This is a genomic window from Roseovarius carneus, from assembly GCF_020141465.1.
Classification (GTDB): domain Bacteria; phylum Pseudomonadota; class Alphaproteobacteria; order Rhodobacterales; family Rhodobacteraceae; genus Roseovarius; species Roseovarius carneus.
In genome coordinates, this window is record NZ_JAHSPD010000001.1 from 2,490,622 (window position 1) to 2,515,679 (window position 25,058).

Annotated in this window: 27 protein-coding genes; 14 read left to right on the forward strand and 13 right to left on the reverse strand. The window is 61.8% G+C overall.

Translation table 11 applies throughout. The features are described from left to right. Window position 1: 1 nt before the first annotated feature. Genes KUD11_RS12390 through KUD11_RS12405 form a run of 3 tightly spaced genes read right to left on the reverse strand, consistent with a single transcriptional unit; the run spans window position 2 to window position 3,076 of the window. Window positions 2-1,273, reverse strand: coding sequence for a DUF6522 family protein (locus KUD11_RS12390; protein WP_109384393.1), 1,272 nt, complete (start codon window positions 1,271-1,273; stop codon window positions 2-4). After that, entirely contained in the window at window positions 1,266-2,462 is a 1,197-nt protein-coding gene (locus tag KUD11_RS15295; protein WP_219930170.1) for a P-loop NTPase, read from the reverse strand. Before KUD11_RS15295 ends, KUD11_RS12390 begins: the two co-directional genes overlap by 8 nt. Continuing rightward, window positions 2,459-3,076, reverse strand: a complete 618-nt coding sequence (locus tag KUD11_RS12405) for a MarR family transcriptional regulator (RefSeq protein WP_109384392.1) — start codon at window positions 3,074-3,076, stop codon at window positions 2,459-2,461. Before KUD11_RS12405 ends, KUD11_RS15295 begins: the two co-directional genes overlap by 4 nt. Before the next feature lie 590 nt (window positions 3,077-3,666). Between KUD11_RS12405 and KUD11_RS12410 the strand changes: the two genes are divergently transcribed. From KUD11_RS12410 to KUD11_RS12440, 7 genes are all read left to right on the forward strand, one after another. After that, window positions 3,667-4,731, forward strand: coding sequence for a hypothetical protein (locus tag KUD11_RS12410; protein WP_109384391.1), 1,065 nt, complete (start codon window positions 3,667-3,669; stop codon window positions 4,729-4,731). Window positions 4,732-4,890: 159 nt separating this feature from the next. After that, the gene (locus tag KUD11_RS12415) at window positions 4,891-5,760 is read left to right on the forward strand and encodes an ATPase (protein ID WP_109384390.1); all 870 of its coding nucleotides are present in this window, start codon (window positions 4,891-4,893) and stop codon (window positions 5,758-5,760) included. Between the two features lie 29 nt (window positions 5,761-5,789). After that, window positions 5,790-6,722 carry a homoserine O-succinyltransferase gene (locus KUD11_RS12420; RefSeq protein ID WP_109384389.1) on the forward strand — a complete coding sequence of 311 codons (933 nt, stop codon included), beginning with the start codon at window positions 5,790-5,792 and terminating at the stop codon, window positions 6,720-6,722. Window positions 6,723-6,760: 38 nt separating this feature from the next. Further along, complete coding sequence (locus KUD11_RS12425) at window positions 6,761-7,738, forward strand: alpha/beta fold hydrolase (protein WP_109384388.1); 978 nt, start codon at window positions 6,761-6,763, stop codon at window positions 7,736-7,738. A gap of 52 nt (window positions 7,739-7,790) precedes the next feature. Then, on the forward strand, window positions 7,791-8,660 hold the full coding sequence (gene ppk2 / locus KUD11_RS12430) for a polyphosphate kinase 2 (protein ID WP_109387843.1): 870 nt from the start codon (window positions 7,791-7,793) through the stop codon (window positions 8,658-8,660). Further along, complete coding sequence (locus tag KUD11_RS12435; RefSeq protein ID WP_109384387.1) at window positions 8,653-9,270, forward strand: TetR/AcrR family transcriptional regulator; 618 nt, start codon at window positions 8,653-8,655, stop codon at window positions 9,268-9,270. Before ppk2 ends, KUD11_RS12435 begins: the two co-directional genes overlap by 8 nt. Continuing rightward, a complete protein-coding gene (locus KUD11_RS12440) occupies window positions 9,267-9,602 on the forward strand; it encodes a hypothetical protein (protein ID WP_109384386.1) in 336 nt (111 codons plus the stop codon). The genes KUD11_RS12435 and KUD11_RS12440 overlap by 4 nt, the downstream gene beginning before the upstream one ends. Window positions 9,603-9,654: 52 nt before the next feature. Here KUD11_RS12440 and rpsI read toward each other — a convergent pair whose 3' ends face one another. The 3 genes from rpsI to KUD11_RS12455 form a co-directional block, all read right to left on the reverse strand. Then, window positions 9,655-10,140, reverse strand: a complete 486-nt coding sequence (gene rpsI, locus KUD11_RS12445; RefSeq protein ID WP_109384385.1) for a 30S ribosomal protein S9 — start codon at window positions 10,138-10,140, stop codon at window positions 9,655-9,657. Beyond that, the gene (gene rplM / locus KUD11_RS12450) at window positions 10,140-10,604 is read right to left on the reverse strand and encodes a 50S ribosomal protein L13 (protein ID WP_109384384.1); all 465 of its coding nucleotides are present in this window, start codon (window positions 10,602-10,604) and stop codon (window positions 10,140-10,142) included. The genes rpsI and rplM overlap by 1 nt, the downstream gene beginning before the upstream one ends. A gap of 160 nt (window positions 10,605-10,764) precedes the next feature. Further along, window positions 10,765-12,087, reverse strand: coding sequence for an aminotransferase-like domain-containing protein (locus KUD11_RS12455; protein ID WP_109384383.1), 1,323 nt, complete (start codon window positions 12,085-12,087; stop codon window positions 10,765-10,767). A 161-nt stretch (window positions 12,088-12,248) separates the two neighbouring features. Here KUD11_RS12455 and KUD11_RS12460 point away from each other — a divergent pair, with 161 nt between their 5' ends. Both KUD11_RS12460 and KUD11_RS12465 read left to right on the forward strand, forming a co-directional pair. Continuing rightward, window positions 12,249-12,482: a DUF1127 domain-containing protein gene (locus KUD11_RS12460; protein WP_224380228.1), complete on the forward strand. Its 234-nt coding sequence runs from the start codon at window positions 12,249-12,251 to the stop codon at window positions 12,480-12,482. Between the two features lie 193 nt (window positions 12,483-12,675). After that, window positions 12,676-14,010 (forward strand): NAD(P)H-dependent oxidoreductase, encoded by a 1,335-nt coding sequence (locus tag KUD11_RS12465; protein WP_109384382.1) that lies wholly within the window; start codon window positions 12,676-12,678, stop codon window positions 14,008-14,010. A gap of 4 nt (window positions 14,011-14,014) precedes the next feature. Here the strand turns inward: KUD11_RS12465 and KUD11_RS12470 are convergent, their stop codons facing one another. Continuing rightward, on the reverse strand, window positions 14,015-14,440 hold the full coding sequence (locus tag KUD11_RS12470; protein ID WP_109384381.1) for a PaaI family thioesterase: 426 nt from the start codon (window positions 14,438-14,440) through the stop codon (window positions 14,015-14,017). A gap of 21 nt (window positions 14,441-14,461) precedes the next feature. Between KUD11_RS12470 and KUD11_RS12475 the strand changes: the two genes are divergently transcribed. The 4 genes from KUD11_RS12475 (at window position 14,462) to gluQRS (ending at window position 18,066) form a co-directional block, all read left to right on the forward strand. Next, complete coding sequence (locus KUD11_RS12475) at window positions 14,462-15,283, forward strand: enoyl-CoA hydratase (protein ID WP_258305400.1); 822 nt, start codon at window positions 14,462-14,464, stop codon at window positions 15,281-15,283. A 199-nt stretch (window positions 15,284-15,482) separates the two neighbouring features. Further along, the gene (trmFO, locus tag KUD11_RS12480) at window positions 15,483-16,817 is read left to right on the forward strand and encodes a methylenetetrahydrofolate--tRNA-(uracil(54)-C(5))-methyltransferase (FADH(2)-oxidizing) TrmFO (protein ID WP_109384379.1); all 1,335 of its coding nucleotides are present in this window, start codon (window positions 15,483-15,485) and stop codon (window positions 16,815-16,817) included. Between the two features lie 42 nt (window positions 16,818-16,859). Next, the gene (locus KUD11_RS12485) at window positions 16,860-17,036 is read left to right on the forward strand and encodes a hypothetical protein (protein WP_224380229.1); all 177 of its coding nucleotides are present in this window, start codon (window positions 16,860-16,862) and stop codon (window positions 17,034-17,036) included. Window positions 17,037-17,220: 184 nt separating this feature from the next. Continuing rightward, complete coding sequence (gene gluQRS, locus KUD11_RS12490) at window positions 17,221-18,066, forward strand: tRNA glutamyl-Q(34) synthetase GluQRS (protein WP_109384377.1); 846 nt, start codon at window positions 17,221-17,223, stop codon at window positions 18,064-18,066. Window positions 18,067-18,208: 142 nt separating this feature from the next. Here gluQRS and hisI read toward each other — a convergent pair whose 3' ends face one another. After that, window positions 18,209-18,571: a phosphoribosyl-AMP cyclohydrolase gene (gene hisI, locus KUD11_RS12495; RefSeq protein ID WP_109384376.1), complete on the reverse strand. Its 363-nt coding sequence runs from the start codon at window positions 18,569-18,571 to the stop codon at window positions 18,209-18,211. Between the two features lie 66 nt (window positions 18,572-18,637). On the opposite strand from hisI, the gene KUD11_RS12500 reads away from it, so the two are divergent. After that, window positions 18,638-19,084 (forward strand): iron-sulfur cluster assembly scaffold protein, encoded by a 447-nt coding sequence (locus tag KUD11_RS12500; protein WP_109384375.1) that lies wholly within the window; start codon window positions 18,638-18,640, stop codon window positions 19,082-19,084. A gap of 216 nt (window positions 19,085-19,300) precedes the next feature. Here the strand turns inward: KUD11_RS12500 and KUD11_RS15225 are convergent, their stop codons facing one another. The 5 genes from KUD11_RS15225 to sciP all read right to left on the reverse strand — a co-directional run bounded on the left by KUD11_RS15225 (window position 19,301) and on the right by sciP (window position 25,007). After that, window positions 19,301-19,423, reverse strand: coding sequence for a hypothetical protein (locus tag KUD11_RS15225; RefSeq protein ID WP_258305364.1), 123 nt, complete (start codon window positions 19,421-19,423; stop codon window positions 19,301-19,303). Between the two features lie 130 nt (window positions 19,424-19,553). Next, window positions 19,554-21,644: an ATP-dependent DNA helicase RecG gene (gene recG, locus KUD11_RS12505; RefSeq protein ID WP_109384374.1), complete on the reverse strand. Its 2,091-nt coding sequence runs from the start codon at window positions 21,642-21,644 to the stop codon at window positions 19,554-19,556. After that, window positions 21,641-23,755, reverse strand: coding sequence for an NAD-dependent DNA ligase LigA (ligA, locus tag KUD11_RS12510; RefSeq protein ID WP_109387839.1), 2,115 nt, complete (start codon window positions 23,753-23,755; stop codon window positions 21,641-21,643). Before ligA ends, recG begins: the two co-directional genes overlap by 4 nt. 161 nt (window positions 23,756-23,916) lie before the next feature. Beyond that, window positions 23,917-24,633, reverse strand: coding sequence for a response regulator transcription factor CtrA (gene ctrA / locus KUD11_RS12515; protein WP_109384373.1), 717 nt, complete (start codon window positions 24,631-24,633; stop codon window positions 23,917-23,919). Between the two features lie 95 nt (window positions 24,634-24,728). After that, complete coding sequence (gene sciP, locus KUD11_RS12520; RefSeq protein WP_109384372.1) at window positions 24,729-25,007, reverse strand: CtrA inhibitor SciP; 279 nt, start codon at window positions 25,005-25,007, stop codon at window positions 24,729-24,731. Window positions 25,008-25,058 lie beyond the last annotated feature (51 nt).

Consider the following 25,058-nt stretch of genomic DNA (forward strand, 5'->3'; position numbering starts at 1 on the left):
GTCAAGCCGAGCTGCCCTGCCTCAGCCGCGCAAGCTCGCGTGCATGAAACTCCGCCTCGCTTTGGCCCTCCTGCGGCCCGATCCCGAGACTGCGCGCAAGATCGAAGAACCCCCGTGCAGGCAGGCCATCGCCAGTCCGGCTCACCGCGCGGGCCGCGATCAGGGCGCGCCCGGCGGCGGCATCCTCGCGCATGGTCGCCTCCAGGCCCCGCGTGATCCACGTGACCGAACCCGGTGCCCAATGCCCCAGCGCGCGGGCCAGCGCGCCATAGGAAATATGCGGCGTCTCCTCGGGCAGGGCTTCAAGATGCGCGCGCAGCTCGGCCACAAGCGTCTCCTCGCGCCCGGCCGCAGCCCCCGCCGCGCGGGGCGGTGGAATTTCGCGGGCGGTGCCATCGGTGAACACTTCCGCCGCCCAAGCCCGCGTGGCGCTGCGCAGCACGATCCGGGTCTTGCCCGCATCCGCGCCCTTGCCCATCTCTGTGACCCCCACAACATCGCCCGTGCGCAAGCCCGCGCGCAGGGCCTCGGGGCTTAGCCCCAGACGCGGGGCGAGAAAATCGGGATCAACGGTGATCTGGTCGTCCTGCCAATTCAGCACGCCCGGAGGTACGGGACGGTGGAATGCAGGCTTCCCGGCGACCTCACCCGCCATGGGCGACGCACCACCGCCGCGTTCATAGAAAGGATTGCTGCCCGCCTCGTGATCGGTCAGGTCCACGATTTCGCCAATTTCGGGCAAGGCCGCGCGCAGCATTCGCTCCACACCCTCGCGCAAGGTGGCGGATGACGCAGCACAGCCCTGACAGCCGCCCGACATGCGCAAATAGACCGTCACGCCCGAGACACGCTCTGCCGCGATATGCCCGCCATGGGCCGCAACAGAGGGGTTCACTTGCCGCTCCAGAAGCTCCTCAACCGCGCGCAAAAGCTCTGCATCCGGGTCCACCGGCGCGGCCCGTCCCAAAGGCGCGCCGCTTGCGTCCAGAACCTGCCGGATCGCGGCGGCGATGGCGGGTTTCAATGCGGCCCAGTCCGCGCCCTCCTCCTTGCGCACCCAGATCGTGGCCCCGGACACTTCGACATGGCACAGCCCCCCAATGGCGAAAAGCGCATCAGGCAAAGGCGCGCGCGCGTCCCGTTCTGCGCCTCCCACCTCAAACCGTGCGGGCGGGCCCTCCTGAAGGGCGGCGTCCAACAAGAAGCCCATCACCTGCGCGTCATTGGCAGAGCTTTGGGCCTGAATGCGCCGTCGGGTGGTGCTCTCAGACATCCTCGACCTCCGTGCCTTGCATCGTATGCAGCTGTTTGAACGTGTAAATCCCGGTGTCGTGGCCATCGCTGAAGGCAAATCCCAGTGCGTAGTTCCCAACGCTCCAAATCCGCGTGACCTTGATATCCAGAGGCACGGTCTGCGGATCAAGCAGCGGTTTGCCCGTCACCTCATCGCGGCATTTGGCGCAACGACAGGCCAGCCGCACATCGCGCACGCCCAAGCGTTGCACCTGCCCATCGGCCCAGCCCAGCACCAGCCCTGCCGCATCGTGATCAAGCGACAAAAGCCGGTCCGGCGTGCCATCGCGGGCAGCGTCGGGAGCAGCGGCAGGTTTGCCGCTATCGTCGCCCAGCGTCCACGCAAAAGGCGTGGCGATGCCCGCCGCTGTGCTCACCCCAGCAAGCGCCGCCGCGATGCTACGGTAAGCCTCGGACGCAGGGCTTTCGGGCGCGGATTTCACCAGTGGCGTGCCCGCATCGCCCGAATCCACCACACCGGGATCGAGCGGCACTTTGCCAAGAAACGCCACGCCCAGCTCGCGCGCAATCGCCTCCCCGCCACCATCATGGAAGATATGCGTCACGGTCCCGCAAGTCGGGCAGGTAAATCCGCTCATATTCTCGATCACGCCGAGGATCGGCACCTTGACCTGCTCCATCATCCGCAAGCCGCGCCGCGCGATCTTGAGGCTGACATCCTGTGGCGTGCTGACCACCACGGCGCCGGACAAGGGAAAGGCCTGCGCGAGGGTCAGCTGAATATCCCCCGTTCCAGGCGGCAGATCCAAGAGCAGAAGGTCGAGCGTGCCCCAATCCACCTGTCCCACGAACATTTGCAGGTATTTCGTCACCATAGGCCCGCGCAAAATGGCGGGCGCATCATCGTCGCTGAGCATGGCCATGGACATGACCTTGACCCCGTGCCCCTCCGAGGGTGTGACCTTGCCATTGGGCGACATCTGCGGCTTGCCACCGGACACGATGCCCAGCATGCCGGGAATGGACGGCCCATAGATATCGGCGTCCACAATCCCCACGCGCAGGCCCGATTGCGCCAGCGCCACGGCGATATTGGCGGTGACGGTGGATTTGCCCACACCGCCCTTACCGCTGCTGATGGCGATCATCCGGGGCATATCGCTTGCGCTGCTTTGCTGGCCTGGGCTGGCTGTGTCACGCTCTGTCATGGGGTCTGTCCTTGTGTATTTACGTCTGAAGTCCGTGTGGTCCGGTGTGCCCCTTTGGGGCCACGATAGCTGGCGCAGAGCATGTCGATTTCATCGGCCCCGAGGGCCGCGTCCATGCAGGCGCAATATCCCGCCCCGCCCGAGCCCGCGAAATGCGTGCAATCGCGGCAGGTGCCGAAGGCCGGTGCATTCTTGATCTCGGCCAGCCCCGAGGCAAGGCGCGACAGGGTTGCGAGAAAGGCCGCGCGCTCCACCCCGCCCATAGCACCCAGAAGCCCGCTCAGCGCGCCCAGCGGATCACTTTTCAAAAGGTGCCGCCCCGCTTCGGTCAGATCAAACCGCACGCTGCGTCCATCAACGGGCGATGGTCGGCGCGCGATCAGGCCGCGCATCTCAAGCGCCTTGATCACCTGTGATGCGGTGCCACGTGTCGTAGCCTGAAAGCTGGCGAAGGCCGAAGGCGTGCGCGTGGTCGCATTGGCGCGCGCGAAAAACCGCAAGCAGGCCCATTGCACGGCTGTGAGGTCTGCGCGCGCATCCTCGGACCGCGCGGCACGCCCGACATGCACGAGCAATTCGGCGATACGATCTGGGGAGTGGGCTGTGTCTGTCATCCCACTTTGATAGCGAGGCGATACCATATTGGCAATGCGACATGCCGCTCTGAGGTGCCTATATCTACCTCACAGAGACCCAGAAATCGGCGGTGGCGTACACTCTTTAGCCTTCTGCCCGGTATCTTATTTCCATTCGCGAGCGAAGCACCAAATATCTGGACCTACGAGATTGGCATCAGGGAGAGATTCACCGAAAACTGGACTGGCCGCTTCACCCTCGGCTATGAACAAGATCACGATACTCCAGTAAACGGTTTTCCGGGCGTGACGAATATGTGAGCTATGGGCTGGGCGTGACCTACACGACCGAGCGGTATGACATCTCCGCAGATGTGACATACCGCGATATCGGCGAAGAGATCGCAAGAAATGCGCTGAGCCGGGCTTTATCTTGGGCGCGCAGAGCGCAACTCCACATTGCGCCAAGGTCGCCAACCGCCCGCCACTAGGCCTAAACGCCCCTGAATGTGACGTTTTTGTAACGCACCACCCGTCATACGGCCCCGTCCCGCCCGTGACGCTGCGTAAATGTTTGTGGGCTAAACGCTATTTCGTAAAAGCGATTCAGTTCTTGGAGGAGCGTAATTATGAAATCGAATATCCTGTGCAGTGCCGCGGCACTGACCCTGATCGCCGGCGCTGCAACCGCCGGTGGCATCCAACGCGACGGTGACCGCTCGCAAATCCTCTTTGAGGATGGCGACAACTACGTCGAGTTCTCGGCCACACATGTCAGCCCAAGTGTCCGATCAACATCGGCGGTTCAGGGCGGCCCAACACCCAACATCCAAGAGAGCTATCAAACCTTCCATCTGGGCTACAAACGCGCGGTGAGTGATCAGATTACCGTGGCCTTGCTGGTACAGGAAATGGTCGGTGCGGATGTGTCCTATCCCGCGACGGGCACTGGCGGCGCCCTTTTTCAGGGCGGCACAGCAACCGTCGATTCGATGGCCGTGACCGGCCTTGTGAAGTATCAGTTTAACGACCGGTTCAGTGCCTATGGCGGCCTGCGTGTGCAGAGCCTGCAAGGCAACGTCTCCGTCCCTGCTATCGGTAACTACGCCCTGACCGTAGGTAACGATTACCGGGCCGGGTATGTCCTCGGTGCGGCGTATGAGATTCCCGATATCGCCTTGAAGGTCGCGTTCACCTACGAATCCGAGATCGAGCATGAGTTCCGCGACAATGCAGGCAACCCATTCAAAGTGGCCATTCCGCAAGCTGCGACGCTGCATCTTCAGTCGGGCGTTGCCCAAAACACCATCGTTTTCGGGTCCGCCCGTTGGCAGGAATGGACCGAGTTCCAAATTGCACCTGCCGATTTCGCACTCTTCCCATCTCCAATCGCAAGCGAGCCGTCTGATATCTGGACCTATGAGATCGGTGTCGGCCACCGCTTCAACGAAAGCTGGGCTGGCTCCTTCACCATCGGGTATGAAGAGGATCAAGGCGATATCGTCGGCAACCTCTCGGGCCGTGATGGCTTCGTAAGCTACGGGCTTGGCGTGAAATACTCCGCCGAGACCTATGACGTCTCCGCCGGGGTCAAATATATCGAGATTGGCGACGCCGTGACATCGCGCGCAGGCTCCAGTTTTGAGGGCAATGACGCGATTGCGTTCGGTGTGAAAATGGGCTTCCGTTTCTAAGCCCACACCGTCTGAGACGAAAGGGCCCCGCCAGCCTATACGCTGCGCGGGGCTTTTTCTTGGGTGCTCTGCGGTGGGTGCATTTACCGCGCCATATTGGATTTGACGCGGGCGGCCCCCGCGCTTACCACGGGATACCCAAGCCAGAGAGCCGCGCCGATGATCTACCCCACCGCAAAAGCATGGCGCGACGCGCCGCATAAACGGGTGCTGTTTTATGGCATGTCCGGCCTCGGCAAGACGCATGTGTCCAACATGCTGCGCGCGGGCGGGGAGTGGTTTCACTATTCCATCGATTACCGGATTGGCACACGCTACATGGGCGAACTTATCGCCGACAATGCCAAGCGCCACGCGATGCAGGTGCCGTTCCTGCGCGAGTTGCTGTTGACGGATTCGATCTATATCGGCTCCAACATCACCTTCGACAACCTCGCCCCCGTCTCCACCTATCTGGGCAAGCCCGGCGACCCCGCGCGCGGCGGCCTGCCGATGGAGACATATAGCCACCGGCAGGAAGAATTCCGAAGCGCCGAGATTGCAGCGCTGCGCGACACCGCGCATTTCATCACCCGCTCGGGTGCGCTCTATGGCTATCCGCATTTCATATGTGACACGGGCGGGTCGATCTGCGAATGGGTGGACGGGAATGACCCGAACGACCCCTTACTAACCGAGCTTGCCTCCCACTGCCTTCTGGTGCGCCTTGAGGGCGACGAGGCGCACACAGCCGAGCTTATCCGCCGCTTTGATCGCGCGCCCAAGCCGATGGCGTATCAGCCGGAGTTTCTGGAGGCGGCATGGGCCGAATACCTCGCGGAGAAGGGCTGCGACGGAGGGGATGTTGACCCCGATAGCTTCATCCGCTGGACCTATGCCCGCGCGCTGGCCCACCGCGCGCCGCGCTACGCCGCCATGGCGCCCTGGGGCGTATCGGTGCACGCTGATGAGATGGCAGCAGTGCATGACGCCGCGAGCTTCGAGGCCCTGATCGCGACGGCCATTGAACGCCGTGCCGCGCAGGTCTAGATAGACCCTTCCCAGCGGAAAGAAAAGCGATGCCCATCAAAATCCCTGCCAAGCTGCCCGCCTATGCCGTGCTGACGCGCGAGGGCGTGAGCGTGCTGGATGAGGATCTGGCGGCACGACAGGATATCCGCCCGCTGCGCATCGGCCTTTTGAACCTGATGCCCAAGAAAATTCAGACTGAGACGCAGTTTGCCCGGCTGATCGGGGCCACGCCCCTTCAGATTGAGCTAAGCCTGATCCGCATGTCCGAGCATCAGACCCGCAACACCGCCGCCGCCCATATGGAAAGCTTTTACCGCCCGTTCACCGAGATTGCCGAGAGCGACGAGAAATTTGACGGGCTGATCATCACCGGCGCACCGATCGAGCATCTGGAGTTTGGCGATGTGACCTATTGGGATGAGTTGCGGCAGGTTTTTGACTGGACCCAATCCCATGTGCATTCCACGCTTGGTGTATGCTGGGGCGGGATGGCCATGATCAACTATTTCCACGGCGTGCAAAAGCATCTTCTGGAGGCCAAGGCGTTTGGCTGTTTCCGGCACCGCAACATGGCCCCCGCCTCGCCGTTTCTCAATGGATTCTCGGATGATTGCGTGATCCCCGTCAGCCGCTGGACCGAGATGCGCCAGACCGAGATTGACGCCGCAGGCGGGCTGTCCACACTTCTGCACTCCGACGAGGTGGGGCCCTGTCTGGTCGAAGATCCTGCGCACCGCGCGCTCTATATCTTTAACCATCTGGAATATGACAGCGATACGCTCAAACAAGAATATGATCGCGACGTGGCCGAGGGCACGCCCATCAACGTGCCCTGCAACTACTATCCCGGCGATGATCCGTCGCGCGCGCCGCAGAACCGCTGGCGGAGCCACGCGCATCTGCTTTATGGCAACTGGATCAACCAGATCTACCAATCCACGCCCTTTGACATGGACAAGATCGGCCTAGCTTCCGCCTGAGGCCGGATCACAATAGGCCAGATCACAAGAGGTATGACATGGCGCGCAAGATGACATGGGCCGCACTGGGTGCGCTGGCATTCGTCGCAGGCTGCGCGGGCCTTGCCGAAAAGCGCGAGCGCGAGGCGCGTGCCACCTACCCGCCCATCGGGCAGCTTCTGGATGTGGACGGCACGCAGGTCCATGCGTGGGTCCAAGGCTCCGGCCCCGATCTGATCCTCCTGCACGGGGCGAGCGGCAATCTGCGCGACTTCACCTTTGATCTGGCCGGGCGGCTGTCGGACCGTTACCGCGTCATTGCGTTTGATCGCCCCGGCCTTGGCTACACGGACCGCCTGCCCGGCTATGGCGGATATGGCCGCGCCAAGGGCGAGCCGCCGCTGGAGCAGGCCGCCCTCTTGCAAGCTGCCGCCGCACAGCTTGGCGTGGAACGCCCCATCGTGCTGGGCCACAGCTTCGGCGGGGCCGTTGCCCTCGCCTGGGGCCTCAGCGCGGCAGAGGAGACAGCAGCGCTGGTCCTTCTGGGCGGCGTGGCCCTGCCATGGCCCGGTGATCTGGGCACGTTCTACGACCTCACAGGTTCTGCACTTGGTGGCGCAACTGCGGTTCCTTTGATCACGGCCTTTGTGCCGCAAAGCCGCATCAACAAAGGCCTCGCGCAAATATTCCCGCCGCAAAGCCCCCCCGAGGGGTACGGAGATTATGTTGGCGCGGGCCTCACGATCCAGCGCAGCGCACTGCGCGCCAATGGTCAGCAGGTTCTGGGCCTGCGCCCCTATATTGTTGAGATGTCAGAGCGTTATGCCACAGAGCTTACAATGCCAATCGAGATCATCCACGGGGCCGAGGACACGACCGTGCCGCTCTCGATCCACTCAGGGCCGTTCGCAGAGATGGTCAGCACCGCCAATCTGACCATGCTAGAGGGTGTGGGCCACATGCCCCATCACGCTGATCCAGACGCCACCATCGCTGCCATTGATCGCGCCGCCGCCCGCGCAGGTCTGCGCCCCTGATTGCACGCGGGGAGCGCGCGGGCCATACTCCGAAAAAACAAAGGACATTGCCATGGACCTGCCCTTCGACGGCGCAATCAGCTCGTTTTTCAAACACGAGGCCCCGGACGAGATCCGCAACGCGATCCGCCGTGCCGAAAAGGGTGAGATCATCGAGCCGAGCTATCCCCATTCCGAGCGTATGCCGCGCAAAGCCTATGAAAAGGACCTCGCGAAGCTTCAGATCGAACTGGTCAAGTTTCAGGCGTCGGCCAAGGAAACCGGCACCCGCGTCGCCATCGTTTTTGAAGGGCGCGATGCAGCCGGAAAAGGCGGCACAATCAAGCGTTTCCGCGAGAACCTTAATCCACGTGGTGCGCGGCTTGTGGCCCTTCCCAAGCCCTCGGATAAAGAGCAGACGCAATGGTATTTTCAGCGCTATATCGACCACCTGCCCGCCGCCGGGGAAATGGTTTTCTATGACCGCAGTTGGTACAATCGGGCTGTGGTGGAGCATGTCTTCGAGTTTTGCACCCCAGATCAGCGCATGAAGTTTTTCACGCAAGCCCCTGAGTTTGAGAAGCTTCTGGTTGATGAGGGGATCACGGTAATCAAATTCTGGCTCAATGTCGGCCGCGCTGAACAGCTGCGCCGATTTCTCAGCCGCGAGGGTGATCCGCTTAAACAATGGAAGCTGAGCTGGATTGATGCCGAGGGGCTGAAGAAATGGGACGCCTACACGGCAGCGATTGGCGAGACGCTGGAGCGCACCCATACAGATCACGCGCCCTGGACCATATTGCGCAGCGACGACAAGCGCCGTGCGCGCCTGCAAGCCATCCGGACCCTGCTGCACAAGGTCGATTACGCGCAGAAGGACCCCGCCGCGATTGGCCCAATCGATCCGAAAATCTGCGGCGGGCCAGAGATCTGGCATGCCTAAACGGGGATACCACCACGGCAACCTCCGGCAGGCTCTGGTCGAGGCGGCCCTCGCGCTGATCGAGGCGAAAGGGCCCACAGGTTTCACCCTGTCTGAGGCGGCAAAACAGGCAGGCGTGACGCCAGCGGCGGTTTACCGGCACTTTGCCGGGCGCGAGGACCTAATCGCGGAAGCCGCGCACCAAGGCTACGAGATTTTCGCGGAATTGATGCAATACGCCTATGACAGCGGGCAGCCCTCTGCGCTGGCGGCGTTTGAGGCCACGGGCCGCGCCTATCTGGCCTTTGCGCGTAAGCATCCCGGCCATTACATCGCCATGTTTGAGAGCGGCGTGTCGGTCAACCGTACGCCCGAGCTTGCCGCCGCCTGCCTGCGCGCGCGCGGCATTCTGGAACACGCCGCCGCCGCCCTCTCGGAGCATATTCCGCCCGAAAAGCGCCCGCCGCCTGCGAAGGTCTCGGCCCATATCTGGGCCATGAGCCACGGTGTGGTTGAGCTTTTCACCCGCAACTCCCCCGGCACGGCAAGCCCGTTTCCTCCCGAGGACCTGCTGGAATCGGGCATTGGCATTTATTTACGTGGACTTGGCCTGATTGGACCGGATGAATGATCTATCTATTAGTACTGTCAGCTCTCTTTTACGCAGGGTTTCTGGCAATCCGAAAACACGTGCAGGCGCTGGTCTTTCTGGCGCTGGGGGCTGGCTATCAGTGGTTGAGCTTTGCAACGCAAGCCTCGGACGGTGCTTCTAATTACACGGAAACTGTGATCATCAGCCTCGCCTCTGGCTTCGGCTATGTCGCCTGGCGCAGCACGCAGCGTTATCTTATTGAGGCCCCGTTTGGGCGCGAGCGTTTGATGATCTTCGCAGGTTTCGCGGTCAATTGGGGGTTGGCTGTGTTTTTGCTACATGCAGCAGGCCAGATAACCTTCGCTCTTTAAACGAAAAAGGGCCGCCCAAAGGCAGCCCCTTTCCAAGATATGCGGCCCAAAATCAGCGCTTGGAGAACTGGAAGCTCTTACGCGCTTTGGCCTTGCCGTATTTCTTCCGCTCCACAACGCGGCTGTCGCGTGTGAGGAAGCCCGCCGCTTTCAAAGCGCCGCGCAAGGAGGGATCATACAGCTGAAGCGCTTTCGAGACGCCGTGCTTGACCGCACCCGCCTGCCCCGAGAGGCCGCCGCCTTTGACCGTCGCCATCACGTCGAACTGATCTTCGGTGCCGGACACCGTGAAGGGCTGCCGCAGGATCATTTGCAGCACGGGACGCGCGAAATAGTCCTTCATCTCTTTGCCGTTCACGACAACCTTGCCGGAGCCGGGCTTGATCCAGACGCGGGCGACCGCATCTTTACGCTTGCCGGTGGCATAGGCACGGCCCAGTGCGTCGCGCACGGGCTCACGCACGATTGCGGGGGCTTCAGCCGCGGCGATGCCTGCGACTGCTTCGAGACCTTCGAGGGAGTTGATTTCATCAGCCATCAGTAGTTCACCCGCGTATTCTTGGAGTTCATGGATTTCACGTCCAGCACTTCGGGGCTTTGCGCCTCATGCGGATGCTCGGCGCTCGCGTAGACGCGCAGATTGGTCATGATCGTGCGGCTCAGGCGGTTGCCGGGCAGCATGCGTTTGACGGCTTGCATGACGACGCGCTCGGGGTGCTTGCCCTCAAGGATTTCGCCCGTGGTGCGCGATTTAATCCCGCCCGGATGGCCAGTGTGCCAGTAGTTGGGCTTGTCGCGCTTCTTGCCAGTAAGCTGCACCTTGTCCGCATTGATCACGATGACATTGTCACCCATATCCATGTGGGGCGTGAAGCTTGCCTTGTGCTTGCCGCGCAGGCGCGTGGCGATGATCGACGCAAGACGACCCAGAACGATGCCTTCGGCGTCGATCAGGATCCATTTCTTGTCGATATCTGCCGGTGTCGCAGAGAATGTTTTCATTGCAGGATGACCCTATCTTGTATGATGCAGGCGCACCCCAAGGGGCCACCGTCATGTGATGGGCGGGTTATAAAGGGCGAGACCGGCACGTCAACACGTGAATGGCGGGTAAATTCGATGCATTTCAATGGCTTGCAAAATAGGTATCATTTTACCCCATCTAAAAGTCCACATTGAGCGGCGGATTGGCCAGAAGCGCCCCGATCCGGTGCAGCGCGGTCTCAAACACGTCCTCGTCGGCAATGGCCGTGACCGTGAGGCGCACGGCATGCGGCGCGTGCCCATCGGGCAGCGCAAACTCATCGGCGGGTTTGATGCGAATCCCTTCCGCCGCGCAGGCACGCGCGAAGGTGGAACCGCACCAGCCCTGCGGCAGTTTGAGCCAGACAAACGGCACATCCGCGCGCCACGTGACGTCCCAAGCTCCAAGGATGCCCGCGACCAGCGCCACGCGCTTGGCGATTAAGCGCTCCACCTCGGCGCGGATCGCCTCGGCCTTGCCCGAGACAATCATATGGGTGCACAGATCCAGAACAGGCTGCGGCAGGCCGTAGAATGAGCTTTGCGCCACCTGCCGCGCCGCTGCCGCCTGATCGCGCGGACAGGCGATATAACCAAAACGCAGCGCCGCCGAGACCGTCTTGGTCAGCGAGCTGATATACCAGCCCCGCTCGGGACAAAGCGCGCGGAAGCCGGCGATTTCAGGCCGATTGATGCAGTGGCAATCATCCTCGACGATCTGGATTTGGTACTGTCGGGCGATCTCTGCAATTTGCTGTTTGCGCGCAGCCCCCATGCGGGCGGTTGTCGGGCTGTGGGACTGTGCCGCGGTCAGCAAGACCTGTCCGCCATGGCGTTGCAACGCCTCCTCTAATGCAGCGGGAATGATCCCTTCCGCGTCGATCTTCACCCCGATCACCTGCGCGCGCAAAAGACGGGCGGCGTGGCGCACACCGGGATAGCACAGCGTCTCGGTCAAGATCACCGGGCTCGGCCCGTGCAGGATTGTCTGAAGTGCTACCATGACGGCGTTCTGCGCCCCAAGTCCCAGCACAATGTCGTCCACCTCCAGATCGCCCACACGATCCGGGCCGATCCAATCAAGCACGGCGCGACGCGCGGGCAGATCGCTCAGATGGGTAGGATAATCAATGTAAGGCGTTGTCTCGACGCGCGACATCTGGCCCAGAATGGCGCGGATCATGGCGCTTTGCCCCGCCTCGGGGACGCGCGAGGCCCGAAAATCGAGCTGCCCTTCGCGCGGGGCGTTCACCAGTGGCTCATCAGGCACAGGGCGGGTGACAAGCCCGCCCGTCACGAAGGTCCCGCGACCCACAGTGGTCTCCACCAGCCCCTCTTCGGTGGCCAGTTTATAGGCCCGCGCGACCGTGCCCGGCGTGATGCCAAGCTGATAGGCCATCTCGCGCACAGGCGGCAGACGACTGCCTGAGGCGAGCTTGCCCGAGCGAATGGCGGTGCGCATAGATTGTATCAATACAATGTACTTTGGCTCCGCTGATGCGCTAAAATTAGGGTGAATTATTGTATCAGTCACAATGTTTTCCTCGCATCTCTTTGCCTCAAGGGTTAGCAATTAGTGGCACAATTTAAGAATTGTATCAATACAATTAAGGAGAGATTATCATGGCGACCCTCATGAGCCCCTATCTCGCAGCCCGCGCAGAGCTTGGCGCGCTTGGCCCCCTGCCCGTCGCGGCTCAGGTGGCACTTCGGGTCGCCTATGAAGTCTCGCTCTGGGCACATCGCGCGCGCAGCCGAAAGGCCCTTCGCGCGCTGGACGCCCACCTTCTCGACGATATCGGAATGACCCGCGCGCAGGCCCATATGGAAGCCTGCAAACGGGCCTGGTGGCCGTAACCGTTCCCCGGTACGGCCCCTCTTCCACCTGAGGCCAGGTTCGCACTGGCCTCTTTTTTATCGTGCGCCTGCACCATTTTGCGGCGGGCTCCGGATGCGGCAAGCGCTTGACCTTGGGCGGAACTCTGGCGAACGTGGCGCCTGAAATACGCGCGCAGGGCCATAAGGTCTGCGCGACCACGGGGAGAGCATCATGGGCCTATACGAGCAACTGCAACAACGCGAGACGCAAGGCGCCCCTGTGCGCGTGGGCCTCATTGGCGCGGGCAAGTTCGGCACGATGTTTCTGGCCCAAGTGCTCCGCATCCCAGGTATTCATGTGGTGGGCGTGGCTGATTTACGGGTCGATGTGGCCAAATCCAACATGACCTATACCGGATGGGCGGCGGACCGGATCGAGGCCGCCTCCCTCGATGCCGCCCTCAGCAGCGGCGAGACCCATGTCGGCCAAGACGCACTGGCGCTCATCGCACATCACGGGGTCGAGATCGTGATCGAATGCACCGGCAATCCGGTGATCGCGGTGGATCATGCCCTCGCCGCCTTTGCCGCCGGTAAACACGTGATTTCCGCCACGGTAGAGGCCGACGCGGTTTGCGGTGCGGCGCTGGTCAAACGGGCAGAATCGGCGGGTGTGATCTACAGCCAGGCTTACGGTGATCAGCCCGCGATGACGGTCGAGCTTGTCGATTGGGCGCGCACCTGCGGGTTCGAGGTGACGGCGGCCGGGCGGGGGCATAAGTGGAAGCCGGAATACCGCTTTTCCACCCCCGACACGATCTGGGATTATTGGGGCGTCACCGCGGAAAAGGCCGAGCGCGGGAGGCTTAACCCCAAGATGTTCAACAGCTTTCTCGATGGGACCAAACCTGCGATCGAAAGTGCCGCCATCTCCAACGCCACCGGCCTGAACGCGCCCACAAACGGGCTCACCTATCCCTCCGGTGCGATTGACGACATCGCGACCCTCATGCGGCCACACGATGCGGGTGGTGTGCTGGAGGAGGCAGGAATGGTCGAGGTGATCTCAAGCTTTGCCGAGAATGGCACGCTCATCCCCAATGATATCCGCCAAGGCGTCTGGGTGGTGGTGAAGGCCACGTCTGACTATGTGAAAAACTGCTTTGAGGAATACATGGTCTCCACCGACGAGAGCGGGCTTTACTACTGTAATTTCAAACGCTTCCACCTGATCGGGCTGGAGCTGGGCCTGTCGGTCGGATCGGTTGGCATCCGGGGGGAGGCGACGGGGACCAGCCGGGAGTTCCGCTCGGACGTGGTGGCGGTCTCGAAAAAGGCCATGAAAGCCGGTGAAATGCTGGACGGTGAAGGCGGATATTGCGTGGCGGGACAACTGCGCCCCAGCCGCATCTCAGTACCGATGCGCGCGCTGCCTCTTGGGCTGACGGGCGATATCAAGCTGATCCGCGATGTGGGGGTGGATACGGTCCTGACCTATGACGATGTGGAAATTGACGAGACGCTGAACGCGGTCATCCTGCGCCGCGAATGCGAGGCGATGGTCTGACGCCTCAGACCTGCGCGGGTGGGATCGCATAGGTGAGGCTAGCGCGGGCCACGGGCGCGTCATGCCCGTGCGAGCGCAAAAGTACGTCGCCCACAGCCAGCGTACGGCCCAGTTTCAACAGGCGACACGTGGCCAGCACATCCACTCCGGCCGCAGGTTTGCGCATGAAATCAATTGAGCAGCTGGTGGTCACGGCCAGCGCCTGAGGCCCGATCCGCGACAGCACCATGAGATAGACCGCCACATCCGCCAGCCCGAAAAGTGCGGGACCCGACACCGTGCCACCGGGGCGCAGATGCTTCTCGCCAACCCGCAACCGCAGGACCAGCTCCTCCGCGCTCACCGCGTCGATGGCAAAATCATCCTTCACTTGCGGAAATTCCGCGGCCACGAAGGCGCTCAATTCGGGCAGGCTCATTTTCAGCTTCATGCTTTTCTCCGCTCGTGTGTTCTGCGAAGATGCGCGCAAGCATCGAGGAGACGCAAGATGGCAGTTTTGAAACGCACGGATATGGGCGCGATTGCCCATCTTGAAATGACCTCGCCCGAGCGGCTCAACGCACTGAGCGATGAGATGCTTGCCGCCCTCACCGCGGAATGTGCGGCGCTAATGGAGCAGCGTCATATCCGCGTGGTGATCCTGTCGGGAACGGGCAAAGCGTTTTGCGCGGGCCATGACCTTAAGGAAATGACCGCAGGCCGGCAGGCGGAGGATGGGGGCAAGGCCTATTTCGCGGATCTCTTCTCGCGCTGTGGTGCGGTAATGATGGCCCTGCGCGCCCTGCCCCAGCCAGTGATCGCGCAGGTGCACGGCATTGCCACAGCAGCGGGATGTCAGCTTGTGGCGTCTTGCGACATGGCGGTGGCGGCGCATGGCACGCGCTTTGGCGTGAACGGTGTCAATATCGGGCTTTTTTGCTCCACGCCCATGGTCGCACTCAGCCGCAACATCCCGCGCAAACAGGCGTTCGAGATGCTGACCACCGGCAGCTTTATTGACTGCGACAAGGCAGAGGCGCTGGGGTTGATCAACCGCTCCGTGCCGCAAGACGATCTGGCGGCGGAAACACGCGCTTTGGCAGAGGTAATCGCAGCCAAACTGGGCGCGGCGGTATCTGTGGGCAAGGAGGCGTTTTACGCCCAGCTAGAGATGCCTTTGGAGGCCGCATACGCCTATACTGGCGATGTGATGGTCGAGAATATGCTCTGGCGTGACACGGCCGAGGGAATATCCGCCTTCCTTGAGAAGCGCCCGCCTGAATGGGAGCAATAGGCCCGGCAAGCGTTATGCCTGTTCAGGGTTAACGCGTCAGGCTTGGGATTTCACTAGCGATAGCAAGCGTTTGGAGCGGCTTATCAGAACCGCACACATGCTGGCCGCTCGATCCATTTCAGCTCATCATGGGTCAGGGTCTGACCGCGCGCGGAGGAGACCCTTTGCAATCACGCGGCGATGGATTACATCGCCGGACATGACAGAAAAACTCCATATTATTGGCGGCGGCATGGCCGGATCAGAGGCTGCGTGGCAGGCGGCCCAGATGGGCGTGCCTGTCGTGATCCACGAAATGCGTCCTCACGTAGCCACTTTCGCACACCGCACTGGCGATCTGGCCGAGATGGTCTGCTCCAACTCGTTCCGCTCGGATGATGATGAGCAAAACGCCGTGGGCCTTCTGCATTGGGAAATGCGCGCGGCTAACGGCATCATCATGGCGATGGCCGACAAGCACCGCCTGCCTGCGGGCGGCGCGCTGGCCGTGGACCGCGACCCGTTTGCGGCAAGTGTCACGGCGGCCTTGCGCGCGCACCCGCTGATCGAGGTAGAGTACGGCGAGATCACCGATCTGCCCATATCCGGCCATTGGATCATCGCTACCGGGCCGCTGACCTCCACTGCGCTGGGCGCGGCCATTGCGGCGGAAACCGGCGCCGAGGCGCTCGCGTTTTTCGACGCCATCGCGCCCATCCTACATTACGACAGCATCGACATGTCCCGCGCCTGGATGCAATCGCGCTATGACAAGGGCGACACCGAGGACGAGCGCACGGCCTATCTCAACTGCCCCATGGACAAGGACACTTACGAGGCGTTTATCGACGCGCTTCTGGCGGCTGAAAAGACCGAATTCAAAGAGGGCGAGACAGCCGGGTATTTCGACGGCTGCCTACCGATTGAGGTGATGGCCGAACGCGGGCGCGAGACTTTGCGCCACGGCCCGATGAAGCCCGTGGGCCTGACCAACCCGCACCAGCCGGATGTGAAGGCGCATGCGGTCGTGCAGCTGCGCCGAGATAACGCGCTGGGAACGCTTTATAATATTGTGGGCTTCCAGACCAAGATGAAATACGGCGCGCAAAAAGAGGTTCTGCGGATGATACCGGGGCTGGAGAACGCAAGCTTCGCGCGATTGGGTGGCATCCACCGCAACACGTTCCTCAATTCGCCCACGCTGCTGGACGCGCAGATGCGCCTGCGCTCCATGCCGCATATCCGCTTTGCGGGGCAAATAACGGGCGTGGAGGGCTATGTGGAATCCGCCGCGATGGGCCTGCTTGCGGGCCGTATCGCCGCCTCTGATATCCTCGGCACGCCCCTGCCCGAGGTGCCACAAGACAGCGCCATGGGCGCGCTCGTGCACCACATCACTGGCGGGGCGGATGCCAAGACGTTCCAACCGATGAACGTGAATTTCGGCCTCTTCCGCCCGGTTGAGGGATTCAAAGGCGGGCGGCGTGGGCGGACGGACCGCTATAAGGCCTATACCGACCGCGCGAAGGCCGCATGGACAGGCTGGCTCGGTTAAAAGGTTCTGGACCCGGCCTGAGCTTTGCGCCACCTTCACATAATGACGAAACCTCTCGATCAGGTCTACGCAACCTCCGGGACGCAAGCAACACGTGCGTTTTATGACGCGTGGGGCCGCGCTATGAGCGCTGAAGTGGCCAAGAACGGCTGCGCCACACTGGGGCGCGCGGCCTTCGGATCTGGCGCCGCTCCGGCGCCACGTTTGATATACTCATGATACTCCTGCCCAAAGGTGACTTTTTCGCTTTGCCCTACAATGATCACACCCTGAAAAACCCCGCCTTTAAAGGCGCAATCGCCGCTTGGGTAGATCCCGGTGCAACCTGCCTGCATGTGCGCGCCAATAGCCCCTACCTGCCAGAACATGACATGAAGTTCACAATATAAATGCTTGAGAAGCTGTGACATTCACCACTCGGTTTGCACCATCCCCCACAGGACCGCTGCATCTGGGCCATGCCTATTCAGCACTTCTGGCCCACGATATGGCCCGCGCTGAGGGGGGACGGTTTCTTCTGCGGATTGATGATCTCGATCAGACGCGCTCGCGCCCGGACTGGGAGGCGCTGATCCTAGAGGATCTACGCTGGCTCGGGATTGACTGGGACGGCCCCATCAGGCGCCAATCCGAGCATTTCGACGACTATCGCCGCGCCATTGAAAGCCTCGCAGAGCAAGGCGCGGTCTACCCATGCCGCTGCACCCGCGCCGATATTGCCGCCGCCGCAAGCGCCCCGCAGGAAGGCGCGCCGGGCTTTGGTCCCGATGGCCGCATCTATCCCGGCACCTGCCGCGCGCGCCCCTTTGCGTCCCGCACCCCGACCGATGCACTGCGCCTTGATCTCACGAAAAACACCACCGGCGCCATGCCCGCCTTCACCGAAATGGGCCCGGCCCATGGGGGGCTGCATGAGGTGACGGCGCAGCACCTGGCGACCCATGTCGGCGATCCGGTTATTGCGCGCCCCGGCCTCGCTGCCAGCTATCATTTCGCCGTTGTTCTCGATGATGCCGCGACCCAAGTCACCCATGTGATCCGTGGCGAAGACCTTTTTGAGGCCACTTTTCTGCAATGCTCTCTGCAACAGCAGCTCGGCCTGCCGCCTGTGACCTACCACCACCACGCGCTCATCCGCGACGAGGCCGGCAAACGCCTTGCCAAACGCGACAATGCCCGCGCCATCTCCAAATACCGCGCCGATGGAGCCACACCTGAGGATGTCCGCAGAATGGCCGGCCTGCCCTAATTTTTTCTTGGTAAAAATATCCTAAAGCGGCTCGCATTATACCCAACGCATGGAGATAATGCGAAACGCGTGCATCAATGCCATGATATGTGCGTTTCGAGAAAAGCTTTACGTAGGTTTTTCTCAAACACTTTAAGGCGCCTCAGCCCGCTTCAGGCTCGATCACAATCCGTTCCACACCGTCCTCGACAACTGTGTAGAAGCAGCTCCGCCGGTTCGTGTGGCAGGCTGGTCCCGTCTGGTCGATCTGCAAAAGCAGGCAATCACGGTCACAATCCACGCGAAACTCGCGCAAGTGCTGAACATGCCCGCTCGTCTCACCCTTGATCCAGAAACTCTGCCGCGAGCGCGACCAATAGGTTACCCGCCCCGTGTCCAGCGTGCGTTGCACAGCCTCAGAGTTCATCCACGCCATCATAAGCACCTCACCAGTGCCTACATCCTGCGCAATGGCCGGGATCAGCCCGTCCGCATTATACGTCAAACCCGCCGGATCAAATGCCACCTCAGAAATCCTTTTCTTCGTAAGACGCGCGGCCTATCTATAGGTCAGGTCGCGAAAGGAAAAGTAATGCCCGCCGACACAGATATGATCAAGCTCTATTCGGGCCGCATCCTCGCGCTTGCCGCAGATATCCCGCATCTTGAGAGGCTGGAGGCCCCGGATGCCACGGTAAAACGCCGCGCGCCGCTCTGTGGCTCTGCCGTCACCGTGGATATCAATCTTGAAGATGGAAAGATTTCCGCCTTCGGGCAGGAAGTGAAAGCCTGCGCGCTTGGTCAGGCTGCGGCCAGCGTTGTGGGTGGTGCGATTCTGGGCCGGACGGTGGATGAGGTCAGCGCCGCACGCGATGCGCTCAAATCCATGTTAACCGAGAACGGCCCCACACCGCCCGCCCCCTTTGATGGGCTCGAAGTGTTGCGACCCGCGCAGGACTACAAAAACCGCCACGCGTCGATCATGCTGACGCTGGATGCCACTGTTGAAGCGCTGGAAAGCGCCCGCAGCACGGCCTGATTTTCCCCATAATCCCCGCATAAAAAAACCGCCACACATCCAAAAGGATGGCGGCGGTGAGGTAAGCAATATCCCATGTCAGTCCGTCAGAGCACGATATGTCTGGGGGATGAGGCAACCCAGAGGGACGTAGGACAGGCAGTGTCTGGTCCAGCATCATAATTGGGGACAGGAGATGCTCGGCTCTTCAGGCACGGAATTTCGCAGGCAGAAACCTTAACTCAGACCGGGAAGGTAAAGCCCCACGATCAGCATCACCATAAGCGCGGCGGCCCCAATCGCATCCCCAAGGAGTGTGTCGGAGGAGCGGGCGGCGGTGGTCTTGATCTGGCGGAGCATGTTGTCTTCCTTTCCAATCTTCTGTTGCTTCTTTGTTCTCACTTCAGAAACACTTTGTAAAGAACTTTATGAGAACATTCGTGAACAAATTGGAACAAATGCGCTAAGGCATTGATTTTATTACTGGGAATTATCCCACCCCAATGAGCCGAATCGCCTGATCCTGCTCCATCAGCCACAAAAGCCCGCGCGCCGCCTGCCCTCGCGCGCTCTCCAGCAGCGGATCATCAGCCAAAAGTTTGCGCGCATCGCTTTGCGCCACGGCCATCAACCCCGCCTGCCCCTCCAGATCCGCCACGCGAAACCGCGGCAGACCCGATTGCGCCGTGCCGATCAGATCACCCGCGCCGCGCATTTCCAGATCAACCTCCGCAATGCGAAACCCATCCTCGGTGTCGCGCATCGTCATCAATCGCCGTTCGCCGCTCTCGCTCAGGGGGCTTTGATACATCAGCAAACAGGTCGACGCAGCCTCCCCGCGCCCCACACGCCCGCGCAACTGATGAAGCTGCGCCAAACCAAAGCTCTCCGCGCGCTCGATCACCATGATCGACGCATTTGGCACATCGACACCCACCTCGATCACCGTGGTGGACACAAGCACAGCCGTCTCGCCACGTTGAAACGCGGCCATCGCTGCGTCCTTTTGCTCGGGCGGCATCTGCCCATGTACAAGGCCGACATTCCCTTCACCAAGTGCCGTGCGCAGCCGGGTAAACCGCTCCTCCGCGCTGGACAGATCAACGACCTCGCTCTCCTCCACAAGCGGGCAAACCCAGTAGGCCTGCCGCCCGTCATCAATGGCGCGGCGCAGCCGCTCAACGACCTCGCCCACCCGGTCCATCGCGATCAGCGCGGTCTTGATCGGCTTGCGACCGGGCGGTTTTTCGTCGAGTACGCTGATATCCATATCGCCATATTGCGCGAGGCTAAGGCTGCGGGGGATGGGCGTCGCGGTCATCACCAAAACATCCGCCGCAGCACCTTTACGGCCCAGCTCCAGCCTCTGGCGCACGCCGAAACGGTGCTGCTCATCTATGATAGCGAGGCGCAGATCGGCGAATTCCACGTCCTTCTGAAACACCGCATGGGTGCCCACGAGAATACCGATGTCTCCCGCCAGAAGCGCTGCAAGCTTCTCGCGCCGCGCAGCCCCCTTATCGCGGCCCGTGAGCAATTCGAGCCGCACGCCCGCCGCCGCCGCCAAGGGCCTGAGCCCCTCAAGGTGTTGGCGCGCCAAAATCTCGGTCGGGGCCATCATCACCCCCTGCCCGCCCGCCTCCACCGCGATCAGCAGCGCCATGAGCGCGACGAGCGTCTTGCCCGCCCCCACATCCCCCTGAAGCAGGCGGTTCATCTTCGCGTCCCGCGCCATATCTGCGGAAATCTCGGCCACGGCGCGGATCTGCGCGCCCGTTGGGGCATAGGGCAAGGCCGCCAGAACCTTTGATTGCAAGGCTCCGGTACCCTTACTCACCCGTCCCTTGGCGCGCTTATACTGCGACCGGGCGAGCGCGAGGGTCAGTTGATGCGCCATCAACTCGTCATAGGCAAGACGCGCACGCGCAGGCCCGGTTGGGCTCAGATCCGCCATGCTCTGCGGCCCATGCGCCATACGGAGCGCCTCTGCCCAATCGGGCCAGCCTTCGCGCTTTTTCTGCGCGGGATCGATCCATTCCGTCATCTCGGGCAGCCGCGCAAGCGTGCCCTGTGCCGCCTTGCGCATCATGGATTGTGTCACGCCTGCGGTCAGCGGGTAGACGGGTTCGAAATCCGGGATATCGCCCGCCTCCTCAGGGGGGAGGATGTGATCCGGGTGGACCATCTGCGGCATACCGTCGAAAACCTCTACCTTGCCCGACACGATGCGGCGCTCCCCCGGCGGGAGCAGGTTTTGCAGATACCGATCGCGCGCATGAAAGAACACCAGCTGAAACGCGGTCTGCACGTCCGTGACTGTCACACGGTAAGCGCCGCCGCGGGTCGAGGGCGCGCGGTGATCGCCCACCGTCACCTCCACCGTGGCAACTTTCCCCGGTTCTGCGCCGTCCACACTCTCGCGTTTGCGCCGGTCGATGCCCGATCCGGGCAGGGTGAACAGCAGATCGCGTGGGCGTGCAATCCGTAACCCGTCCAGCGCCTTGGCCGATTTTGGCCCCACCCCTGGCAGCGTTTCCAGCTCCGCAAAAAGCGGGAAAAGCGCCTCAGGCCGCCCGCTCATGCGCCCTCGATCAGCGCGAGCCAGCCGTCCTCATCCAGCACCGTGATCTCCAACTCGGCGGCCTTTTTCGCCTTGGACCCGGCCCCCGGCCCCGCGACGAGGATATCGGTGCGCGCCGACACGCTGCCCGACACTTTGGCGCCAAGGGATTCGGCACGCGCCTTCGCCTCGGCCCGCGTCATCTTTTCCAGCGTGCCGGTAAAGACCACAGTTTTACCCGCCACGGGGCTGGAGGCACTGGGCCGCTCGGCATCGATAATCTCCAGATGCGCGGTGAGGCGGTCAATGCTAGCGCGCTCGGCCTCTTGCGCGAAGGCGGTGGTCAGCGCGCGGGCCATGACCGCGCCGACACCGTCGATCCCCAGAAGGGTCTCCCACGCCTCACTGCCCTCCTCGGCGGCGTCCATCGCCGCACTAAAGCTCGCCCAATCGCCATAGCTGCGCGCGAGCAGGTTGCTGGCCGCCTCGCCCACATGGCGGATACCCAAGGAAAACAGCACGCGGGCAAAGCCAATGCGGCGCTTTTCCTCAATCGCATCAAAGAGGTTCTCGGCGCTCTTCTCGCCCCAGCCCTCGCGGTTTTTGAGCTGCTGAAGGCCGCGGCCATAGCGCGCCTTGAGGGTAAAGATATCGCCAGGCTCCGCGATCCAGCCATCGCGGTAGAATTGCTCCACCTGCTTGGCGCCCAGCCCTTCGATATCGAACGCACCGCGCGCCACGAAATGCTTGAGCTTTTCCACCGCCTGCGCCGGGCAGATCAAACCACCTGTGCAGCGGCGCACGGCATCCCCCTCCTCGCGGATCGCAGCGGAGCCGCATTCAGGGCAGGTCTGCGGGAAAGCAAACCGCTCGGTGCTTTCGGGGCGCTTGGAAAGGTCCAGATCGGCGATCTTTGGAATCACATCTCCTGCGCGGTAAACCTGCACCCAATCGCCGACACGGATATCCTTGCCTCCGCGAATTTCGCCGCCTTTGGCATCGCGCCCGGCGATGTAATCCTCGTTATGCAGCGTCGCGTTGCTGACCACGACGCCGCCCACCGTGACGGGATGGAGACGCGCCACAGGGCTGAGCGCGCCGGTGCGGCCCACCTGAATGTCGATCCCTTCAAGCCGCGTCCAGGCCAGCTCGGCCGGGAATTTATGCGCGACGGCCCAACGGGGCGTGGTGCTGCGAAACCCCAGCCGGGCTTGCAAAGCCAGATTGTCAACCTTGTAGACCACGCCGTCGATATCGTAGCCAAGGCTCGCGCGCTGTTGCTCAATCTCGGCGTAATGGGCGAGCATGTCTTCGGGCGTCTGGCAGAGCTTGGTCAAAGGGTTGGTGGAAAAGCCAAACCCCGCCAGCCGCTCCAGCGCCGCCATCTGCCCCTCAGCCAGCGGTTTGCTCAGCACGCCCCACGCATAGGCGAAGAATTTGAGCGGGCGGGCGCGTGTGATGCTCGCGTCAAGCTGGCGCAAAGATCCTGCGGCGGCATTGCGCGGGTTTGCGAAAGCTTTCGCGCCTGCCTCTGCCTGCCGCAGGTTGAGCGCGTCGAAATCAGCGTGGCTCATATAGACCTCGCCGCGCACTTCCAGAAGGTCTGGCGCGCCATCAATATTTTGCGGGATATCCGTGATGGTGCGGGCATTCGCCGTGACGTTTTCGCCCACCTGCCCGTCACCACGCGTCGCGGCCTGAACCAGAACGCCGTCTTCATAGCGCAGGCTGAGGCTAAGCCCGTCGATCTTGGGCTCGGCGGTGTAGGCAAGGGGCGTATCGGCTGTGAGGCCCAGATATTTGCGAATCCGGTCGTCGAAATCCTGCACATCCTCGGGGCTAAACGCATTCCCAAGCGACAGCATCCGCTGTGCGTGGGCGACCTTGGTAAAGCCATCAGCAGGCGCGGCCCCCACCTGATCGCTTGGGCTGTCGGCGCGTTTGAGATGTGGGAACGCCGCCTCAAGGGCTGCGTTGCGCATTTTGAGCGCGTCATACTCCGCGTCGCTCAGGTCAGGCGCGTCTTTTTGGTGATAAGCGCTATTAGCGGCAGTAAGGCGCGCGGCCAGATCGGCCAGCTCTGCGCGGGCCTCTGCTTCGCTCAGTGTATCTACCTGCGGGCGGTCTTGCATTGCCCTATCTCCCTGCGCTGCCACTGTGCGGTTTATCATGGCCCAGTGATAGGACGCGGGCTTTGCGCCGTCCAGCACTGCCGCGTCATGAAAAAGGCCGCCCCCTTGCGCGGTGCGGCCTTTTCTAAGGGTCATGCTGGGGAGCCTGCCGCTCTGCGCGCTCAAGCAGAGGCAGCGACGCGTTCGTCGTCAATCTCATTCGGCTCCGGGTCGCGCAGCACATAGCCACGACCCCAAACCGTCTCGATATAGTTCGAGCCACCCGTGGCCTCACCCAGCTTTTTACGCAACTTGCAGATGAAAACGTCGATGATTTTCAGCTCCGGCTCATCCATACCACCATAGAGATGGTTAAGAAACATTTCCTTGGTGAGGGTGGTCCCCTTGCGCAGGCTCAGAAGCTCCAGCATCTGGTATTCCTTGCCAGTCAAATGCACGGTCTTGCCCGCCACATCCACCGTCTTCGCGTCCAGATTGACGTTGATCATGCCTGTCTTGATGACGGATTGCGAATGACCCTTGGAGCGGCGGATGATCGCATGGATGCGTGCGACAAGCTCTTCGCGGTGGAAGGGTTTGGTCAGGTAATCATCCGCACCAAAGCCGAAGCCCTTGATTTTGCTTTCAGTATCGTCAGCGCCCGATAGTATGAGGATGGGCGTTTCAACCCGCGCCAGCCGCAATTGCCGCAACACATCATGCCCCGTCATGTCGGGCAGACCCAGATCGAGAAGGATCAGGTCGTAATCATAAAGCTTGGCCAGATCGATCCCCTCCTCCCCAAGCTCAGTCGTGTAGACGTTGAGATTGGCATGGGTCAGCATCAATTCGATGCTTTTGGACGTTGTAGGATCATCTTCGACAAGCAGGACGCGCATTCCGGTTTCTCCGCATTTGTGACACTCGTTGACCCAACTTTGACGGGAATTGGTTAACTACAAGTTACTATAAGCGAACATTACGTGAATACAACTCAAGGTTGTCTGTATTGTTTGAGCGCTGTGGCCTTCAGAGCCTCCTCGCCATGCAGGCTGACGGCGCGCACCCATTCGCGAAATTCATCCTCGCTCAGCGCATAGCGCTTTTGCGCCTCATCCTCGGAAATAAGGCCGTAGAGAACACCGCGCACCACGGCCAGCTTGCGCGACGCAACCCACCGACGCGTGCTGGGCGGGGGCAAATCCGCATGGCTCATCACCGTGCCATCGGGCAGCGTGACGGCGCGCGGGCCGTCGACTTTTTTCAGATACATCACTTTTCACCTCGGAACAAAACCAAGATCAAATTGCCTGTGCAGCGCTTA

Excerpts from the sequence above, each read along its gene's own strand:
- KUD11_RS12390 (WP_109384393.1), bottom strand. The coding sequence starts at position 1,273 with ATGTCTGAGAGCACCACCCGACGGCGCATTCAGGCCCAAAGCTCTGCC.
- KUD11_RS15295 (WP_219930170.1), bottom strand. The coding sequence starts at position 2,462 with ATGACAGAGCGTGACACAGCCAGCCCAGGCCAGCAAAGCAGCGCAAGC.
- KUD11_RS12405 (WP_109384392.1), bottom strand. The coding sequence starts at position 3,076 with ATGACAGACACAGCCCACTCCCCAGATCGTATCGCCGAATTGCTCGTG.
- KUD11_RS12410 (WP_109384391.1), top strand. The coding sequence starts at position 3,667 with ATGAAATCGAATATCCTGTGCAGTGCCGCGGCACTGACCCTGATCGCC.
- KUD11_RS12415 (WP_109384390.1), top strand. The coding sequence starts at position 4,891 with ATGATCTACCCCACCGCAAAAGCATGGCGCGACGCGCCGCATAAACGG.
- KUD11_RS12420 (WP_109384389.1), top strand. The coding sequence starts at position 5,790 with ATGCCCATCAAAATCCCTGCCAAGCTGCCCGCCTATGCCGTGCTGACG.
- KUD11_RS12425 (WP_109384388.1), top strand. The coding sequence starts at position 6,761 with ATGGCGCGCAAGATGACATGGGCCGCACTGGGTGCGCTGGCATTCGTC.
- ppk2 (WP_109387843.1), top strand. The coding sequence starts at position 7,791 with ATGGACCTGCCCTTCGACGGCGCAATCAGCTCGTTTTTCAAACACGAG.
- KUD11_RS12435 (WP_109384387.1), top strand. The coding sequence starts at position 8,653 with ATGCCTAAACGGGGATACCACCACGGCAACCTCCGGCAGGCTCTGGTC.
- KUD11_RS12440 (WP_109384386.1), top strand. The coding sequence starts at position 9,267 with ATGATCTATCTATTAGTACTGTCAGCTCTCTTTTACGCAGGGTTTCTG.
- rpsI (WP_109384385.1), bottom strand. The coding sequence starts at position 10,140 with ATGGCTGATGAAATCAACTCCCTCGAAGGTCTCGAAGCAGTCGCAGGC.
- rplM (WP_109384384.1), bottom strand. The coding sequence starts at position 10,604 with ATGAAAACATTCTCTGCGACACCGGCAGATATCGACAAGAAATGGATC.
- KUD11_RS12455 (WP_109384383.1), bottom strand. The coding sequence starts at position 12,087 with ATGCGCACCGCCATTCGCTCGGGCAAGCTCGCCTCAGGCAGTCGTCTG.
- KUD11_RS12460 (WP_224380228.1), top strand. The coding sequence starts at position 12,249 with ATGGCGACCCTCATGAGCCCCTATCTCGCAGCCCGCGCAGAGCTTGGC.
- KUD11_RS12465 (WP_109384382.1), top strand. The coding sequence starts at position 12,676 with ATGGGCCTATACGAGCAACTGCAACAACGCGAGACGCAAGGCGCCCCT.
- KUD11_RS12470 (WP_109384381.1), bottom strand. The coding sequence starts at position 14,440 with ATGAAGCTGAAAATGAGCCTGCCCGAATTGAGCGCCTTCGTGGCCGCG.
- trmFO (WP_109384379.1), top strand. The coding sequence starts at position 15,483 with ATGACAGAAAAACTCCATATTATTGGCGGCGGCATGGCCGGATCAGAG.
- KUD11_RS12485 (WP_224380229.1), top strand. The coding sequence starts at position 16,860 with ATGACGAAACCTCTCGATCAGGTCTACGCAACCTCCGGGACGCAAGCA.
- KUD11_RS12500 (WP_109384375.1), top strand. The coding sequence starts at position 18,638 with ATGCCCGCCGACACAGATATGATCAAGCTCTATTCGGGCCGCATCCTC.
- KUD11_RS15225 (WP_258305364.1), bottom strand. The coding sequence starts at position 19,423 with ATGCTCCGCCAGATCAAGACCACCGCCGCCCGCTCCTCCGACACACTC.
- recG (WP_109384374.1), bottom strand. The coding sequence starts at position 21,644 with ATGAGCGGGCGGCCTGAGGCGCTTTTCCCGCTTTTTGCGGAGCTGGAA.
- ligA (WP_109387839.1), bottom strand. The coding sequence starts at position 23,755 with ATGCAAGACCGCCCGCAGGTAGATACACTGAGCGAAGCAGAGGCCCGC.
- ctrA (WP_109384373.1), bottom strand. The coding sequence starts at position 24,633 with ATGCGCGTCCTGCTTGTCGAAGATGATCCTACAACGTCCAAAAGCATC.
- sciP (WP_109384372.1), bottom strand. The coding sequence starts at position 25,007 with ATGTATCTGAAAAAAGTCGACGGCCCGCGCGCCGTCACGCTGCCCGAT.